The organism is Phenylobacterium sp. NIBR 498073, from assembly GCF_027286305.1.
Taxonomy (GTDB): Bacteria; Pseudomonadota; Alphaproteobacteria; order Caulobacterales; family Caulobacteraceae; genus Phenylobacterium.
The window spans coordinates 1,509,852-1,527,367 of sequence record NZ_CP114599.1 but is presented as its reverse complement, the minus strand read 5'-3'; the positions used below and the strand labels follow the sequence as shown (position 1 = coordinate 1,527,367).

Annotated in this window: 14 protein-coding genes; 8 read left to right on the top strand and 6 right to left on the bottom strand. The window is 70.0% G+C overall.

Going from position 1 to position 17,516, the window contains the following annotated elements:
• Positions 1–38 precede the first annotated feature (38 nt).
• Positions 39–986 carry a LysR family transcriptional regulator gene (locus O4N75_RS07725; RefSeq protein WP_269628774.1) on the bottom strand — a complete coding sequence of 316 codons (948 nt, stop codon included), beginning with the start codon at positions 984–986 and terminating at the stop codon, positions 39–41.
• 150 nt (positions 987–1,136) lie between these two features.
• Between O4N75_RS07725 and O4N75_RS07720 the strand changes: the two genes are divergently transcribed.
• From O4N75_RS07720 to O4N75_RS07695, 6 genes are all read left to right on the top strand, one after another.
• Entirely contained in the window at positions 1,137–2,216 is a 1,080-nt protein-coding gene (locus O4N75_RS07720; RefSeq protein ID WP_269628773.1) for an HlyD family secretion protein, read from the top strand.
• A complete protein-coding gene (locus O4N75_RS07715; protein ID WP_269628772.1) occupies positions 2,213–3,745 on the top strand; it encodes an MDR family MFS transporter in 1,533 nt (510 codons plus the stop codon). Before O4N75_RS07720 ends, O4N75_RS07715 begins: the two co-directional genes overlap by 4 nt.
• Entirely contained in the window at positions 3,729–5,201 is a 1,473-nt protein-coding gene (locus tag O4N75_RS07710) for an efflux transporter outer membrane subunit (protein WP_269628771.1), read from the top strand. The genes O4N75_RS07715 and O4N75_RS07710 overlap by 17 nt, the downstream gene beginning before the upstream one ends.
• Positions 5,202–5,282: 81 nt before the next feature.
• On the top strand, positions 5,283–6,455 hold the full coding sequence (locus O4N75_RS07705; RefSeq protein ID WP_269628770.1) for an efflux RND transporter periplasmic adaptor subunit: 1,173 nt from the start codon (positions 5,283–5,285) through the stop codon (positions 6,453–6,455).
• A gap of 18 nt (positions 6,456–6,473) precedes the next feature.
• Complete coding sequence (locus O4N75_RS07700) at positions 6,474–9,635, top strand: efflux RND transporter permease subunit (RefSeq protein ID WP_269628769.1); 3,162 nt, start codon at positions 6,474–6,476, stop codon at positions 9,633–9,635.
• On the top strand, positions 9,628–11,022 hold the full coding sequence (locus tag O4N75_RS07695) for an efflux transporter outer membrane subunit (RefSeq protein ID WP_269628768.1): 1,395 nt from the start codon (positions 9,628–9,630) through the stop codon (positions 11,020–11,022). Before O4N75_RS07700 ends, O4N75_RS07695 begins: the two co-directional genes overlap by 8 nt.
• Before the next feature lie 105 nt (positions 11,023–11,127).
• Here O4N75_RS07695 and O4N75_RS07690 read toward each other — a convergent pair whose 3' ends face one another.
• From O4N75_RS07690 to O4N75_RS07680, 3 genes are read right to left on the bottom strand one after another with little or no spacing between them, the layout of a single operon-like run.
• Complete coding sequence (locus O4N75_RS07690) at positions 11,128–11,922, bottom strand: SDR family NAD(P)-dependent oxidoreductase (protein ID WP_269628767.1); 795 nt, start codon at positions 11,920–11,922, stop codon at positions 11,128–11,130.
• Positions 11,919–12,470 carry a carboxymuconolactone decarboxylase family protein gene (locus tag O4N75_RS07685; RefSeq protein ID WP_269628766.1) on the bottom strand — a complete coding sequence of 184 codons (552 nt, stop codon included), beginning with the start codon at positions 12,468–12,470 and terminating at the stop codon, positions 11,919–11,921. Before O4N75_RS07685 ends, O4N75_RS07690 begins: the two co-directional genes overlap by 4 nt.
• Positions 12,471–12,520: 50 nt before the next feature.
• Positions 12,521–13,048 (bottom strand): VOC family protein, encoded by a 528-nt coding sequence (locus O4N75_RS07680; protein WP_269628765.1) that lies wholly within the window; start codon positions 13,046–13,048, stop codon positions 12,521–12,523.
• A 128-nt stretch (positions 13,049–13,176) separates the two neighbouring features.
• Here O4N75_RS07680 and O4N75_RS07675 point away from each other — a divergent pair, with 128 nt between their 5' ends.
• Together O4N75_RS07675 and O4N75_RS07670 are read left to right on the top strand one after the other, a co-directional pair.
• Positions 13,177–13,827 (top strand): TetR/AcrR family transcriptional regulator, encoded by a 651-nt coding sequence (locus tag O4N75_RS07675; RefSeq protein WP_269628764.1) that lies wholly within the window; start codon positions 13,177–13,179, stop codon positions 13,825–13,827.
• 31 nt (positions 13,828–13,858) lie between these two features.
• Entirely contained in the window at positions 13,859–14,737 is an 879-nt protein-coding gene (locus O4N75_RS07670; RefSeq protein ID WP_269628763.1) for a class I SAM-dependent methyltransferase, read from the top strand.
• A 36-nt stretch (positions 14,738–14,773) separates the two neighbouring features.
• On the opposite strand, the gene O4N75_RS07665 is transcribed toward O4N75_RS07670, so the two are convergent.
• Together O4N75_RS07665 and O4N75_RS07660 are read right to left on the bottom strand one after the other, a co-directional pair.
• A complete protein-coding gene (locus tag O4N75_RS07665; RefSeq protein WP_269628762.1) occupies positions 14,774–15,754 on the bottom strand; it encodes a nitronate monooxygenase family protein in 981 nt (326 codons plus the stop codon).
• A gap of 103 nt (positions 15,755–15,857) precedes the next feature.
• Complete coding sequence (locus O4N75_RS07660) at positions 15,858–17,474, bottom strand: long-chain fatty acid--CoA ligase (protein ID WP_269628761.1); 1,617 nt, start codon at positions 17,472–17,474, stop codon at positions 15,858–15,860.
• Between the last annotated feature and the right edge of the window lie 42 nt (positions 17,475–17,516).

Below are 17,516 nucleotides of genomic sequence, written 5' to 3'. Positions count from 1 at the left end.
TCTCAGCACCGAACCGGCCGATCTAATCGTCGCGGCGCCTAGATCTTCCGCCCGACCTCGGCGATCAGGGCCAGCAGCCAGGCGACCGCGCCGCGCTCGCCCCGCCGCACCACCGCCCCCAGGGTGAACGGCGGCGAGGCGCCGCTCGACTCGATCACCACCACCCGGCCGGCCTGCTCGGCCAGCATGGCCAGCCGCCGCGGCATCAGCGCGGCGACATCAGTCTGGCCCACCATGACCAGGGCCGAATAGGCGTCCGGCACGCTGACCGGGCTGTCGACCTCGCGCAACGCGACCCCGCCCAGCGCGTAGGAGTCGTGCCAGTTGGACAGCCGCTGCAGGCCAAGCCCCCGGCCGCGCGCCGGTTCGCGCGGCTCGGCCCCGGAAATCAGCAACCGCGGCAACTTGGCCAGCACCTCGTCGGAAATGCCGGGCGACAGCGCCGGATGTCCGGCGCGGATCACCCAGACCCCGGTCTCGTCGAACAACGGCGCGTGCTCGAAGCGGTCGTCGACATGGTCGAAGGCGCCGATCACCATGTCCAGCCGGCCGCGGTCGAGGTCCTCGACCACGTTCGAGGTCGGCGACACCAGGTGCAGCTTGGCGCCGGGCGCCTCGGCCAGCAGCCGCCGCACCACCGCCGGCATGATCACCGAACTGGCGTAGGGGCTGGCGGCGACGTGAAACAGCCGATCGGTCGTCGCCGGATCGAACCGGCTCGGCGACACGGCGTCTTCCAGCATCTTCAGGGCCGCGCGGATCGCCGGCGCCATCTCCAGGGCGCGCGGCGTCGCCTGCAGGCCCGACGCCCCGCGCTCGAACAGGTCGTCGCCCAACGAGGCGCGCAACCGCCCCAGGGCATGGCTGACCGCCGACTGGGTCAGACCCAGCCGCTCGCCGGCCCGGGTGGCGCTCTGCTCTTCCAGCAGGGCCTGGAACACCCGCAGCAGGTTCAGATCCAGCGTATTGAAATGCGCATCATTCATTTTCGTAGTGACGAACTATCATTTGGCTCATGGAAAGGGGAGGCATATCTGCCGCGCTCCGGCTTGGGCCTCCCCGCCCCCGCCTCGTCACAAATCGGAACCCTGCGCGGACGGCGATCCACCGGCCGCGCGCAGACGTTGGAGCAGCGCGTGAGCGACGCGGAAGGCTATCAGGCGATCGCCGAGGCCGAACAGGAAGCAGCCAGCCACCGGCCGCCGGAACGCACCCTTGGCCAGAAGCTGCGGCTGCCGCTGATGATCGGCGGCCCGGCCCTCGTGCTGGCCGTGGTCGGCTACTTCGTGCTGACCGGCGGGCGTTACGAGACCACCGACAACGCTTACGTCCAGACCGCCCGCACGGCGATCAGCCCCAGCATCGACGGGCGAGTGATCGAGGTCGGCGTCAAGGAGAACCAGGCCGTTCACAAGGGCGACGTGCTGTTCAAGCTCGACCCGGCCGACTACGAGGTCGCCGTCGCCCGGGCCGAGGCCGCCCTGGCGGCCGCGCGCTTCGACGTCGAGAGCACCCAGGGCGTCTACGCTCAGCGCGGCGCGGATCTCGCCGCCGCCCAGGAGCGGGTCAGCTACACCGAGCGCGAGGCCGTTCGCCAGAAGGGCCTGGCCGCCGCCGGCGTCTCGACCCAGGCCCAGGCCGACCAGGCCGCGCACGAGGCCGAACAGGCCCGCCGCCAGGTCGCGGTGGTCCGCCAGCAGATGGCCTCCGCCCTCGCCGACATCGGCGGCCGCGCCGGCGCCTCGCCCGACCAGCATCCCAAGGTGCTGCAGGCCAAGGCCGAGCTGGAACGCGCCCGCCTCAACCTCTCCTACACCACTGTCCTGGCCCCCGCCGACGGCGTCGTCGCCAAGGTCGAGCAGCTCCAGCCCGGCAACCGCGTGGCCACCGCCCAGACGCTGTTCTGGCTGATCTCCGGCACGCCCTGGATCGAGGCCAACTTCAAGGAAGACCAGCTCGCCCACATGCGGGTCGGCCAGCCGGCGAGCGTCAAGGTCGACGCCTATGACCACGAGCTGAAGGCCCACGTCGTCAGCTTCAGCCCTGGCACCGGCTCCAGCTTCGCGCTGCTGCCGGCCGAGAACGCGACCGGCAACTGGGTCAAGGTCGTCCAGCGCCTGCCCGTGCGCCTGGCGCTCGACGAGGCCGCCCCCAATCTCAGCTCCGGCCTCAGCGCCGTCGCCAAGGTCGACGTCCGCTCGGCGCTCGGGAAATGACCAGCGCCGCCGCCAAGCCCGGCGATGGCGTCAACGTGGCGGCGATCACCATCTCCGTCATGCTGGCGACGGTGATGAACTCGCTGGACACGACGATCGCCAACGTCGCCCTGCCGCACATCCAGGGCAGCGTCTCGGCCTCGACCGACCAGATCACCTGGGTCCTGACCTCCTATATCGTCGCGGCCACGATCATGACGCCGCTGACCGGGTTCCTCTCCGACCGGCTTGGCCGCAAGACGGTGTTCCTGGTCTCCATCGCCGGCTTCACGGTCGCCTCGATGCTGTGCGGCGTCGCCGGCAACCTGGCCGAGATCGTTCTCTTCCGCCTGCTTCAGGGCCTGTTCGGCGCAGCCCTGATTCCGCTCTCCCAGGCGGTGCTGCTCGACATCAACCCGCCTGAGAAGCACGGCCAGGCCATGGCCGTCTGGGGCGCCGGCGCGGTGCTCGGCCCGATCCTCGGCCCGGCGCTCGGCGGCTGGCTGACCGACAATCTCGACTGGCGCTGGGTGTTCTTCATCAACCTGCCGATCGGCGTCCTGGCCTTCGCCGGGGTCTTCCTGTTCCTCTCCGAGAAGAAGGGTTCGGAAAAGCGGCCGTTCGACGCCATCGGCTTCGCCACCCTGGCCCTGGCGATCGGGGCCTTCCAGATGATGCTCGACCGCGGGCCGGGCCAGGACTGGTTCGGCTCGGCCGAGATCTGGACCTATCTGGTCGTGGCGGTGATCGCGATTTGGATGTTCGCCGTGCAGATGGCGACCGCGCCCAAGCCCTTCGTGGCCCGCGCCCTGCTCGCCGACGCCAACTTCGTCACCTGCTGCGTATTCGGCTTCTTCATCGGCATCCTGCTCTACTCGACCCTGGCCCTGCTGCCGCCGATGATGCAGACCCTGCTCGGCTACCCGGTCGCCTTCACCGGCCTGGTCAGCATGCCGCGCGGCGTCGGCTCGTTCATCGCCATGTTCGCGGTGGGCCAGCTCATCGGCCGGGTGAACATCAAGCTGATCCTGATCGCCGGCCTGTCGATCAGCGCCGTCTCGCTCTGGCAGATGACCCACTTCAGCCTCGACATGGACACCCACCTGATCATCGTGTCGGGCTTCCTGTCGGGCGTCGGCACCGGCCTGATCTTCGTGCCGCTGTCGACCATCGCCTTCGCCACCGTGCGGCCCGAGCACCGGGCCGAAGGCGCCGGCCTCTTCACCCTGATCCGCAACATCGGCTCGGCGGCCGGCATCTCGATCATGCAGGCGCGCTTCGTCACCGGCATCGAGGTCCACCACTCGACCCTCGTCGAGCACGCCCGCCCCGACAATCCGCTCTACCACGCCTATGCGCCGCTGGTGTTCCAGACCCAAAGCGCCATCGCCGGGCTCAACGGAATGATCACCCGCCAGTCGGCGATGCTGTCCTACATCGACGATTTCCGGCTGATGCTCGGCATCACCATCCTCTGCGCGCCGCTGATCCTGCTGATGCGCTCCCCCAAGACCAAGACCGAGACGGACCACCATGTCGCTGTCGACTAGATCCCGCCGCCGCGCGCTGCTCGGCGCGAGCCTCTCCATCCTGCTGACGGCCTGCGCCACGGTGGGGCCCGACTTCAGGTCGCCCGACGCCCCGAGCGCCGGCGGCTACGCCATGGCCGGCGACGCGGCGCCGGAGGCCGCCCGGCTCGATCCGGCGACCGCCGCCAGCGGCCCCTGGTGGGGCGCGCTCGGCTCGCCCGAGCTCGACGCCGTGATCCGCCAGGCGATCGCCGGCAGCCCGACCCTGGCCGAGGCCGACGCCACCCTGCGCCAGGCCCGCTCGGCGTTGGCCCAGGCCCGCGGCGAGGCCGGCCCCCAGGCCGACCTCAACGCCGGTGTCCGCCGCGAACGCGCCAATCTCCAGGCGTTCGGCTTCACCGGCTTTGGCGACATGCAGCTGGAGAACCCGACCTTCACGCTCTACTCGGTCGGCGGCGGCGTCGGTTACGACCTCGACCTGTTCGGCGGCGAGCGTCGCCGCATCGAAGGCGCGGCCGCGCGCATGGAGGCGCAGGCCCGGCGCGCCGAGGCGGCCTATCTCACCCTCACCGCCAATGTCGCGCTGCAGGCGGTGACCATCGCCACCCTCCAGGCCCAGATCGACGCCACCGAGCAGATGATCGCCGCCGATCAGGCCAACGTCGAACTGGTCCGCAAGGCCAACGCGCTGGGCGGCTCGACCAGCACCGCCCGCGTCGCGGCCCAGAGCCAGCTGGAACAGGACCGCACCCTGCTGCCGCCCCTGCGCGCCCAACTCGCCGCCGCGCGCCACGCCCTGGCCGTGCTGGTCGGCCACGCGCCCGCCGACTGGACCGCGCCGGACTTCCAGCTCTCGCACCTGACGCTCGCCGCGCCGGTTCCCGTCGCCCTGCCGTCCGAGCTGGTGCGCCGCCGGCCCGACATCCTGGCGGCCGAAGCCGAGCTGCACGCCGCCACCGCCGACATCGGCGTGGCGACCGCCGACCTCTATCCGAAGATCCGACTGACCTCCTCGATCACCCAGGGCTCGCTGAAGGTCGGCGACCTGTTCGGCTACGACGTCAGCGGCTGGGACATCGGCGCCGGCCTGACCGCCCCGTTGTTCAACGGCGGCGCGCTGAAGGCCCGCCGCCAGCAGGCGCGCGAGGCGGCCGGCGCGGCCTCGGCGCGCTACCAGCAGACCGTGCTCACCGCCTTCGCCCAGGTGGCCGACGCCCTCACTGCGCTCTCAGCCGACGAGGACTCGCGCGCCGCGCACCAGCGCAGCCTGTCCCAGGCCGACGAGAACCTGCGCCTGGCCAAGGTCGCCTACGAACGCGGCGGCGGCGCCTTCCTCGAGGTGCTCGACGCCCAACGGCGCGTCAACGAGGGCCGCGCGTCCCTGGCCCGTGCGGAAGGCCAACGGCTGGCCGACGCCGTCCGCCTGTTCGCCGCGACCGGCGCCGACTGGCGCATCGAGGCCGCCGCCGGCGACTAGCCCCGAACACCGATCTTCGAAACCCGATCGACCGTTCCCGCGTTCAGAACAAGCTGAACCGGACGTTTGGGGGGCGCGACCATGGTCGGTAGTCATCCACGCTGCGCCTCGCGGGCCCTCGCCGTTGGCGCCCTCGCAGGCTTGGTGGTGCTGGCTGGGTGCGGCCGCGGCGGCCAGCCGGCCGGCGCGCCGCCGCCGATGGAGGTCGACGCCGTCGTCCTCACGCCGCGCACGGTCGACGAGATCGTCGAGCTTCCCGGCCGGGTCGAGGCTGTGCGCACGGCCGACGTCCGCGCCCGAGTCGACGGCATCGTCGAGCGACGGCTCTACGCCGAGGGCACCGACGTGCGCGAAGGCGCGCCGCTGTTCGCCATCGACCCCCGTGAAAAGCGCGCCAGCGAGGCCAGCGCCCGCGCGGCGCTGCAACGGGCCGAGGCGACCCTCGCCAATGCCCGCAAGGACCTCGCCCGTTACACCCCGCTCGTCCAGCGCAAGGCGATCAGCGCCCAGGAGTTCGATGCCGCCCAGGCCGCCGTCCGCCAGGGCGAGGCCGACGTCGCCTCGGCTGGGGCCGCGCTCGAAAAAGCCAAGCTCGATCTCAGCTACACCACCGTCGCCGCCCCGATCGGCGGCCGGGTCGGCCGCGCCGAGGTGACCGAAGGCGCGCTGGTGTCGGCGTCCCAGGCCACGCTGCTGACCCGGGTCGAGCAGCTGAGCCCGATCTATGTCCGCTTCTCTCTGCCCAACGCCGAGATCCTCGAGCTGCGACGCCGCGCCGCCGCGGCCAAGCTCGCCCTGCCGCAGTTGGACCGGGTCGAGGTCCGGCTGGTGCTTGAGGACGGCAGCACCTACGGCCCGGTCGGGCGCCTCAACTTCCTCGACCAGGCGGTCGACCCGTCGACGGGCGGCCTGCTGCTGCGCGCGGAGTTTCCCAATCCGGAGCGCGAACTGCTACCCGGCCAGTTCGTCCGTGCGCGGCTGGCCGGCGCGCCCAATCCCAACACCCTGACCGTGCCGCAGCGTGCGGTGCAGATGTCGGGCGAGAAGGCCAGCGTCATGGTCGTCGCCGCCGACGGAACCGCCGCGGCCCGACCGGTCGAGCTGGGGGCGATGATCGGCGACCAGTTCGTCGTCGCCTCCGGCCTCAAGCCCGGCGAGCGGGTGATCACCGACGGCCTGCAGAAGATCAAGCCCGGCCAGAAGGTGACGCTGGCCAAGCCCAAGGCCGCGCCCGCCCCGGCCGGAAAGCCTTAGGACCAGGGAGGGCGGGCCATGAACAGCAGCTTCTTCGCCCATCGCCCGGTCTTCGCCTGGGTCATCGCCCTGGGGATCCTGCTGGCCGGCCTGATCGCCCTGCGCTCGCTGCCGATCGAGCAGTACCCGACCGTCGCCCCGCCGTCGCTCACCCTGTCCGTAACCTATCCCGGCGCCGACGCCGCCACCCTCGACCAGAACGTCACCTCGGTGATCGAGAAGGAGATGAACGGCGTTCCCGGCTTTCTCTACATGGAGGCCACCAGCCGCTCGAACGGCACCGCTTCGCTGACCGTCACCTTCAGGTCGGGAACCGACATCAACGTCGCCCAGATGGAGGTCCAGAACCGGCTCAGCCGGGTCGAGCCGCGCCTGCCCGAGGAGGTCCGCCGCCAGGGTGTTCAGGTCAACGCCGCCAATTCCGGCTTCCTCATGCTGGTCGCGCTGACTTCGAAGACCGGCCGCACCAACACTCTCGGACTCGGCGACTTCGCCGCCAACAGCGTCGTCGATGAATTGCGGCGCGTGTCGGGGGTCGGCGACGTCCGGTTGTTCGGGACCCAGTACGCCATGCGCATCTGGCTCGATCCGCAGAAGCTGGCCGGTTACGGCCTCTCGGCCTCGGAAGTGCTCGCCGCCGTCCAGGAACAGAACAGCCAGACCGCCGGCGGCAGCCTCGGCGACCAGCCGACCGCCGGCAAGACCCAGCTCAACGCCACCGTCGTCACCCAGAACCGCTTCACCGATCCTGAGCAGTTCCGCCAGATCATCCTGCGCGCCAATCCCGATGGGTCGACCATCCACCTCGGCGACGTCGCGCGGGTCGAGCTGGGCGCCGACAACTATCTCACCGGGTCGACGCTCAACGGGGCCACCATGGCCGCCATCGGCATCCAGCTGGCCTCGGGCGCCAACGCCCTGGCCACCGCCGAGGGGGTCCGCGCCCGGCTCGACGAGCTGTCGCGCACTTTCCCCGAGGACATCGCCTGGTCGACGCCCTACGACACCACGCCCTTCATCCGCGCCTCGGTCGACGAGGTGGTGAAGACCCTGATCGAGGCGATGGTCCTGGTCTTCATCGTCATGTTCCTGTTCCTGCAGAACTGGCGGGCCACCCTGATCCCGACCATCGTCGTTCCCGTGGCCCTGGCCGGCGCCTGCTTCGGTCTGCTGGTCTTCAACTATTCGATCAACATCCTGTCGCTGTTCGGGATGGTGGTCGCGATCGGCATCCTGGTCGACGACGCCATCGTGGTCGTCGAGAACGTCGAGCGCATCATGGCCGAGGAGGGCCTGTCCCCGCGCGAGGCGACGGTGAAGGCGATGGGCCAGATCACCTCGGCGATTATCGGCATCACCCTGGTGTTGATGACCGTTTTCCTGCCGATGGCGTTCTTTCCGGGCACCTCCGGCGGCATCTATCGGCAGTTCTCGGTCACCCTGGCGGTGTCGATCGGCTTTTCGGCGCTGCTGGCGCTCACCCTGACGCCGGCCCTCTGCGCGACCCTGATCAAGCCGCATCGGGCGCATGGCGCGCCGCGGAACCCCGTCCTCGCCTTCGTCGACCGCCTGCTGGGCGGCTTCAACCGCGGCTTCGCGACGGTCACCCACCGCTACGAGGCCGGGGTCGGCCGGATCCTCAGCGCGCCGCTGCGCTGGCTGGCGGTGTTCGTGATGGCGGTGCTGCTCACCGGCCTGCTCTACATGCGCCTGCCCGGCGGCTTCCTGCCCTCCGAGGACCAGGGCGTGATGCTGGTCACCATCGACGCCCCGCCCGGCGCCACCGCCCAGCGGACCCAGGCGGCGATCGACGAGGCCAGCGCCTTCTTCAAGGCCCAGCCCGAAGTGCGCAACATCGTGATGATCCATGGCTTCAACTTCTTCGGCCAGGGTCAGAACGCCGCCATGGGCTTCATCGCCCTGCATCCGTGGGAGGAGCGGCCCGGCGCCGCCCACAGCGTCGACGCCCTCAGCGCTCGCGCCATGGCCGCGCTCTCCGGGGTCAAGAGCGCCAACATCTTCGCCTTGAACCCGCCGCCGATCCCCGCGCTCGGAACCTCCAGCGGCTTCAGCATGAAGATCCAGAACCGCGGCGGCGCCGACGCCGCGGCCCTGACCGCCGCCCGCGACCAGGTGCTGGCCGAGGCCTCGCGCAACCCGCTGCTGGTCGGCGTCCGCCCCGAGGGCCAGCCCGACGCGCCGCAGCTCTATCTCGACATCGACCGGGTCCGCGCCCGTGCCCTGGGGGTGGCCATCGGCGACATCAACAACACCCTGTCGATCGCGCTGGCCTCGTCCTACGCCAACGACTTCACCCACAGCGGGGCCATCGCCCGGGTGCTGATCCAGTCCTCGGCCGAACAGCGCATGACCCCGGAGAACCTGCTCAACCTCCAGGTCCGCAACTCCGGCGGCCAGATGGTCCCGTTCTCCGCCTTCAGCCGCACCAAATGGACCGCAGGACCGCCCCAGCTCCAGCGCTACAACGGCTATCCCTCCCTCACCATCTCCGGCGCCGCCGCCCCCGGCCAGTCCAGCGGCGCGGCGCTGGCCGAGATGGAGAAGATCGCCGACCGCGTCCTGCCCGCCGGCTTCGGCTACGAGTGGACCGGCATCGCGTTCGAGGAAAAGCAGGCCGGCTCCCAGGTCGCGGCCCTGCTGGCGCTGTCGATGCTGATCGTCTTCCTGGTGCTGGCCGCGCTTTATGAGAGCTGGCCGATCCCGCTCTCGGTGCTGCTGGGCGTGCCGATAGGGGTGATGGGCGCGGTGCTGCTGACCCTGCTGCGCGGTCTGTCGGCCGACATCTACTTCAACGTCGGCCTGATCACGATCATCGGGCTGTCGGCCAAGAACGCCATCCTGATCGTCGAGTTCGCCATCGAGCAGGAAGAGGCCGGCATGGGCGCCCGCCAGGCCATCCTGGAAGCCGCCCGCCTGCGCCTGCGCCCCATCGTCATGACCTCGCTCGCGTTCATCCTCGGCATGGTGCCGCTGTTCACGGCCAGCGGCGCCGGCGCGGCCAGCCGCCAGGCGGTCGGCACCGGGGTGATCGGCGGCATGATCGCCGTCACCCTGCTCGGGGTCTTCCTCACGCCGCTGTTCTACCTCTCGGCCCGCCGCTGGCTGACCCGCGGTCACCTGCACTCGGGCGAGCTCCCGCAGGAGCCGCCCCATGCGTAGCTGGCCGCTGCTGCTTGCCCTGGCGCTCGGCGCCTGCTCCCTGGCCCCGCGTTACGAGCAGCCGGTCCCGCCGGTCGCCGAGACCTTCCCGTCCTACAGCGTGACGCCGGACGGCGCCGTCAAGGCGACCCAGCTCAGCTGGCGCGACTTCTTCAACGACGCGCGCCTGGAAGTCGTCATCGCCAAGGCCCTGGCCAACAACCGCGACCTGGCGGTGTCGGTCGCCCAGGTCGAGCAGGCCCGCGCCCAGTACCGCATCGCCCGCTCGGCCCAGCTGCCCAATGTCGGCCTCGAGGGGACCGGCGCGCGAGCCCGCCAGCCCGGCGACGTCACCGCGACCGGCCTGCCGATCACCGCCGAATCCTACGACCTGGACCTCCACATATCGGCCTTCGAGCTCGACTTCTGGGGGCGGGTCCGCAACCTCTCCGACGCCGCCCGCTACCGCTACCTGGCCAGCGTCGAGGGCCAGCGCGCCTTCCGCCTGTCGCTGATCCGCCAGGTCGCCATCGCCTACATGACCCTGCGCGAGAACGGCGAGCGCATCGCCCTGGCCGAACGCACCCTCGCCTCGCGGCGCGAGGGGCTCGAGATCGCCCGCCTGCGGCTGGAGGCCGGGGTCACCTCGTCGGCCGACTACGACCAGTCGGTGTCCCTGCTGACCGACGCCCAGACCCAGCTGGCCGAGCTGCGGCGGACCGAGGCCGTGGCGATCAACCTGCTCACCGTCCTGGTCGGCGGCCCGGTCGACACCTCCACCCTGCCCCGGGCTCTGCCGCTGGCCGAGCAGCAGATGTTCGACCGCCTCGACGTCGGCCTGCCCTCCGACCTGCTGGTCAACCGCCCCGACATCATGCAGGCCGAGGCCCAGCTGCGCGCGGCCAACGCCGATATCGGCGCGGCCCGCGCCGCCTACTTCCCGCGGATCTCGCTGACCGGGGCGACCGGCTACGCCTCGCGCGAACTCAACGACCTGGTCGGGTCCGACCGCCAGGCCTGGAGTTACGGCGCCGGGATCGTCCTGCCGCTGCTGGACTGGGGCGCGCGCCGCGGCCAGCTCGACGCCGCCCGCGCCCAGCGCGACATCGCCGCGGCCGCCTACCAGCGCACCGTGCAGGGCGCGTTCCAGGACGTCGCCGACGCCCTGGCCGGCCGCCGCTACATCGCCGACCAGATCACCGCCCAGGAACTCGCGGTCGCCGCCCAGGAGCGCCTCGCCGAGACCGCCCGCCTGCGCTACGCCAACGGCATCGCCATCTACCTCGAAGTGCTCGACGCCGAGCGCAACCTGTTCTCGGCCCAGCAGTCGCTGCTGCAGCTGCGCGGGGCCAACCTCCGCAACCAGGTGTCGCTCTACATCGCGCTCGGCGGCGGCCAGACCGACTGAAGCTCCAGAGCAACCCCGACCCAATTGGATCGGAAGTTGCCAACAATTATTTGATTTTAATGTACTTTCTTCGTAGAACCGGTATCCACTTCGGCGGAAGATGCTCTAGAACAGCACCGCGCCGCCGCAGACATTGACCGCCTGGCCGGTGCCCCCCCGGGCCTGGTCGGAGGCCGGGAACCCGGCCATGTCGGCGATCTCGTCCGGGTCCAGCAGCCGCCGCTGGATGCTCTTGGACGCCACCGCCTTCTTGATGAACTCGTCGCGGGTCATCCGGCCCTTGGGCGGCATGTGGTCGGTGATCTGGTCCATCATCGGGGTGTCGGTCGTCCCCGGGCACAGGGCGTTGGCGGTGATCCCGTTCTTGCCCAGGATGCCCAGTTCCAGCGCCAGCGCCTTGGTCAGGCCGATCACCCCGTGCTTGGAGGCCGCGTAGTCGCTGTTCATCGCCGCCGGCAGCTTCCCGGAGATCGACGAGATGGTGATGATCCGGCCGCTGTCGCGGGCCAGCATCCCAGGCAGGAACGCCTTGATGCAGTAGAAGCCGGCGTTGAGGTTCACCTCGATGGTCCTGCGCCACTCCTCGACCGGGGTGTCGGTCAGGAACGCCCGCGCGCCCATCAGCCCGGCGCTGGTGACCAGGATGTCGGCCCTGCCAAACTCGCCTTCGACCGCCTCGGCCAGCGCCGCCACCGCCGCCACGTCGGTGACGTCCACGGTATGGGCCACGCCCCGGCGCCCCAGGGCCTGGACCTCGCCGGCCACGGCCTGCGCCTGCGCCGCGACGTTGGAGACGACGACCACGTCGGCGCCGTCCCGCGCCAGCCGCAGGCTGATCGCCCGCCCGATGCCGGCGTCGCCGCCGGTGACGACGGCGACCTTGCCCGTCAGGCCGCTCACGCGCTCGCTCCCTGCTTCTTGCGCCCGTCCGGCTTGGGGAACAGGTCGTGCGGCTCGATCTCGACCTCGAAGACGTTCAGGAAGTTGCTGACCAGCTGGTAGAAGCCGACCGTCATCACGAAGTCGGCGAACCCGTTGGCGTCGAGGATTTTCAGCCCCTCGGCGCGCTCGGCGGCGTTCAGGGTGTGGCGCTCCACCAGGGCGTCGGTCAGGCGCAGGATGGTCTTCTCGTCGTCGGACAGCACCGACTGGTCCGCACCGATCGCGCAGGCCGCCAGCTGGGCGTCGTTCAGGCCCATCAGCCGCCCGATCTGCTCGTGCTGATGAACTTCATAGGGCGAGTTGTAGAGCCGCCCGACCCGGACGATCGCCAGCTCGCGCCAGGTCGCCGGCCACTTCTTGCTCCACATCGCCGCGTCGGCCAGGGCCGTGAACCCCGGCGCCATGTTCGGCGAGTGCATCAGCATCTTGTAGACGTTGGCCTCGCGCTTGCCGGCCAGGATCTCCTTGAGCTCCGGCGACAGGTTTTCCAGATCGGGATAGTTCATCGCGGCGCCTCCGGCGCGGTTGTCAGGACGATTTTTCCGAAGTTGGACGCTCACTTGAACGTCCGGATCGGATTGGTCCCGTCCCAGCCCTCGGCGACCTTGCGGATGTGCTCGAAGGTGCGGCCCTTCGTGCCGCTGATGTCGGAGATTTCGACTACCGTGCCCGGATGCGCCTGGGTGTCGAAATAGGCGAACCGCCCCTTCTCGCCGCCGATCGCCCCCTCGTGGCCGACCACGTAGCCCAACGACAGCGCCTTGTCGTAGAGGCCCTGATAGTCGTGGGTCCAGTAGGACATGTGCTGCAGGCCCTCTAGGCCCGCATCGATGAACTCCTTGTACATCGAGGGCGCATCGTTGCGCTGCTGGATCAGCTCGATCTGCAGGTCGCCGGAATTGGCGAGCGCGATCGACATCTTCACGTCCGATAGGACGCCCCGGTGCTTGAACCAGTCGGTCTTGACGTCCTCGATGTAGAACCAGGGCCCGACGCCCATGACGTCGATCCAGTGCTTCATGGCCGCCTCGATGTCGCGGACCACGTAGCCGTTCTGGCAGACCTTCCCGAATACCCGGCTCATGCTTCCTCCTGGTTCCTCCGCTGGCGGCGCGGCGACCGCCTCGCCTCTGTGGGCGCTTTCGACGAACGATCGTTCGCCTCATTGGCGTCACCCGTAACGAACGTTCGTTCGCCTCACAAGAGCGATTGTTGAACCGGGCGGTTTCGGCGTACCACCGGGCCATGCAGGAGTTGGACAGGGCTGAAGAAGGCACGACCCGGCGGCGGATCATGGACGCCGCGCTCGAGCTGTTCGCCCAGCACGGCTACGCCGGCGCCTCGATGCGGATGCTGGCCCGGGCGGCCGGCCTGCGCGAGAGCAGCCTCTACAACCACTTCGCCGGCAAGGACGACCTCTACAACGCCCTGATCGCCCAATGGGGCCCGGCCGAGTTCGTCCAGCGCCTGCAGAGCCCCGAATACCGCGCCCTGGCCGACGACCCGCCGGCCTTCTTCCGGCTCTGCGGCCGGCATCTGGTCGATCGCTGGATCGACCCGCGCGAGCATCGCTACATGGCGATGATCAGCAAGGAGGGGCCCGGCGGCCCGGGCCAGCAGCGGTTCAACCAGGCCCTGTACCGCGAGGAGATCCAGCTGCTCGCCGACTACTGCGCCCACTTCGCCCAGGCCCACGGCCTGGTCGCGCCCGACCCGCGCGAAACTGCGCGGATGTTCGCCGCCGGCCTCACCCTGATCCGCCGCGAACACTTCACCACCTCGACCGAGATGCCGCCCCGACCCCAGGTCGACGCCGCCGTCGCGCGTTTCATCGACAATTTCATCGGCACGGTCCTGCGCTGAGGCGCCAGGGCTCCGCCGCCCGCTCCCTGCGGTGCACGCCCGATGGCGCGAACGCTCCGAAGATAGTATCGATAACGATGTTATCTCGGAGCATGACAAAATGAATGCAAACAAGGCTCTGTGGGAAAAGGGCGACTTCACGCGCCTGGCCTCCACCATGCGTGAAAGCGGCGACGAAGTGGTCGCCGGCCTGGACGTCGGCGCGGGGATGGACGTCCTCGACCTCGGCTGCGGCGACGGCACCACCGCCCTGCCCTCGGCGCAGCGAGGCGCCAACGTGCTCGGCGTCGATATCGCCTCCAACCTGGTGGCCGCGGGCCGCGAACGGGCCAAGGCCGCGGGCCTGTCGAACCTGCGCTTCGAGGAGGGCGACGCCTCCAATCTCGAAGGCCTCGCAGACGACAGCTTCGACCTAGTGGTCAGCATGTTCGGGGCCATGTTCGCCCCGCGCCCGTTCGATGTCGCGCGCGAGATGGTGCGCGTCACCCGACCGGGCGGGCGCATCGTGATGGGCAACTGGATTCCGGGCGACCCGACCCTGATCGCCAAGATCCTGCAGACCAGCGCGGCCTATACGCCGCCGCCGCCCGAGGGCTTCGTCAGCCCGGTCACCTGGGGTCTGGAGGACAATGTCCGCGAACGTTTCGGCCAGGCCGGCGTCCCGACCGACCGCATCAGCTGCGAGCGGGCGACCTACACCTTCCGCCACCCCGGCTCGCCCGACAGTTTCCTGGCGGTGTTCCGCGACTACTACGGGCCGACGATGAACGCCTTCGCCGCCGCCAGGGAGGACGGCCGCGAGGCCCAGCTGCAGTCCGAGCTCTCGGCGCTGTTCGAAAGCCAGAACCGCGGCGACGCCGGACGGACGGAGATCCCGGCCACCTTCCTCAAGGTGACCGTCGCGGTCTGAGAACCATCCCCTTCCATCGCGCTCGGCTCCAGTCTGCTAGGCGGTCTGGAGCCGGCGGGCGCTGCGCTCGAGCACCTCCTCGGCCTGGCGCATGATGTTGCGCACCAGGTCGGCCGTGGTGGGGATGTCGTGGATCAGGCCCTGGCTTTGGCCGACCGTCCAGATGCCGTCGTCGGTGTCGCCCTTGCCCATGACGTTCGTCCGGCCGCGGACGCCGGCGACCAGGTGGCGCACGTCCTCGATGGTCTTGGTCGGGTCCTGCTGGATGCGCACGACCTCCTCGGACACCGCGTTGCGCGCCACCCGGCTGGTGTTGCGCAGGGTGCGGTTAGTCAGCAGCGTGTCGCGCTCGGTGTTCTCGACGATCTTCTTCTTCACGTTCTCATGGATGGCGCATTCCTGCGTGGCCATGAAGCGGGTGCCCATGTTGACGCCCTCGGCGCCCAGCGCCAGCGCCGCGGCCAGGCTGCGGCCGTCGGCCATGCCGCCCGAGGCGATGACCGGAATGTCGACCGCGTCGACCGTCGCCGGCAGCAGCACCACCAGGCCGACGTCGTCTTCGCCCGGGTGCCCGGCGCACTCGAAGCCGTCGATCGAGATGACGTCCACGCCGTGCTTGGCGGCGGTCACCGAGTGGCGAACCGAGGTGCACTTGTGGATCACCTTGACCCCCGCCTCTTTGAAGGCCGGCAGGTGTTCGGTCGGATTGCGGCCGGCGGTCTCGACGATCTTGATCCCGGACTCGATGATCGCGTGCCGGTACTCATCGTAGGGGATCGGGTTGAGCGAGGGCAGCAGGGTCAGGTTCACGCCGAACGGCTTGTCGGTCAGCTCGCGGCAGCGCTTGATCTCTTCCCACAGCGCCTCGGCGGTGGGCGAATGGTGCGCGGTGATGAAGCCCAGGGCCCCGGCGTTGGCCACCGCGGCGACCAGCGGCGCATAGCCCACCCCGGTCATGCCCCCCATGATAAGCGGCGTTTCGACACCGAACATCTCGGTAATGCGGGTCTTGATCATGGCGTTCCTCCCTGTTCGCCTTCTTTGTTGCCTCCAGCCCTAGAGGAAGCAGGACGCGGGGCCAAGGCGGCAAACACGCGCCTGAGCGTCCCCCCAGCGGCGGTCAGGTCGATCGGCTGTCGGTCAGGCGCCCGCGGTAGGCCTCGCGCAGCACCTTCTTGTCGATCTTGCCGGTGGCGGTCAGCGGGACCTTGGCGAACACTACGTCGTCCGGCATCCACCACTTGGCGATCCGCGGCGCGAGGTAGTCCCGCATCTGCTCGGCCGTGACGTCGGCGCCGTCATGGGCCTCGACGATCAGGACCGGGCGCTCCTCCCATTTGGGATGCGGCGCGCCGACGACCGCGGCGATCTTCACGCCCGGACAGCCGACCGCGACGTTCTCAAGGTCGATCGAACTGATCCACTCGCCGCCCGACTTGATGACGTCCTTGGTCCGGTCGGTGATCCGCATGAAGCCGTTGGCGTCGATCGTCGCGACGTCGCCGGTGTCGAACCAGCCGTCCGGTCCGGCCGCGTCCTGTTCCTGGCGGAAGTAGCGCTGAACCACCCACGGCCCGCGCACCTGCAAGGCGCCGGGCGTCTCGCCGTCCCAGGCCAGCGCCTGGCCGTCGTCACCCACGATCCGCAGCTCGACCCCGAACTGCAGCCGCCCCTGGCGCGACCAGATCGCTTCCTGCATCTCCGCCTCGCCCAGGGCGGCCAGCGCCGGCGTCGGCGAGGAGATGACGCCCATCGGCGCGGTCTCGGTCATGCCCCAGATCTGCAGGGTGTCGACGCCGTAGCGGGTCTTCAGCGCCTCGGCCATGGCGCGCGGCACCGCCGACCCGCCGATCATCACCCGCTTCAGGACGCCGGGCGTCTCGCCGGTCTGCTCCAGGTGCGCCAGGTACATGGTCCAGATGGTCGGCACGCCGCCGGTGAAGGTCACGCCCTCCTGGGCGATCAGCTCCTGCAGGCTGGCGCCGTCCATCTTGTCGGCCGGCAGCACCAGCTTGGCGCCGCACATCGGGGCCACGAACGGCAGGCCCCAGGCGGTGGCGTGATAGAGCGACGAACAGGGCATCACCACGTCGAAGGCGGTGAAGCCGAACGCCGCGTTCAGCGCCGCGCCCATCGCGTGCAGCACCACTGCGCGGTGGGAATAAAGCACGCCCTTCGGGTCGCCCGTCGTGCCCGAGGTGTAGCAGAGGAAGGCCCCGGCGTTCTCGTCGAAGGCGGGCCAGTCGAATCCGTCGCTCTCGGCGGCGATCAGATCTTCATAGCAAAGCGCGCCGACCATCGGCTGCGCGGTCAGGCTGACCAGCGTCCGCACCGTCGCCAGTTGCGGCGCCAGGCGCTCCACCACCGGCGCCAGGTTGCGCTCGAACAGCAGCACCCCGCTCTCGGCGTGATTGACGGTGTAGGCGATCTGCTCGTCGAACAGCCGCGGGTTGGCGGTGTGCAGGATCGCGCCGATGCCGGTGACCGCGTAGAACAGCTCCAGATGCCGGTGGGTGTTCCAGGCCAGCGAGGTCACCCGGTCGCCGGGCTTCACGCCCAGCCGCAGCAGGGCCTTGGCCGCCCGCTCCACCCGCTTGGCGAAGCCGGCGTAGTCATAGCGCCAGATCGGCTCCTCGATCTGCCGCGAGACGATCTCGCGGCCGGCATGCGCCTGCTGCGCATAGCGAAGGATGCTGGCGATCTGCAGTTGCGCCGGCTGCATCAGACCCGGGACCATCGGCGATTCCTCCACTGGCGCGCCGGCTGCTTTGGCCGCGCG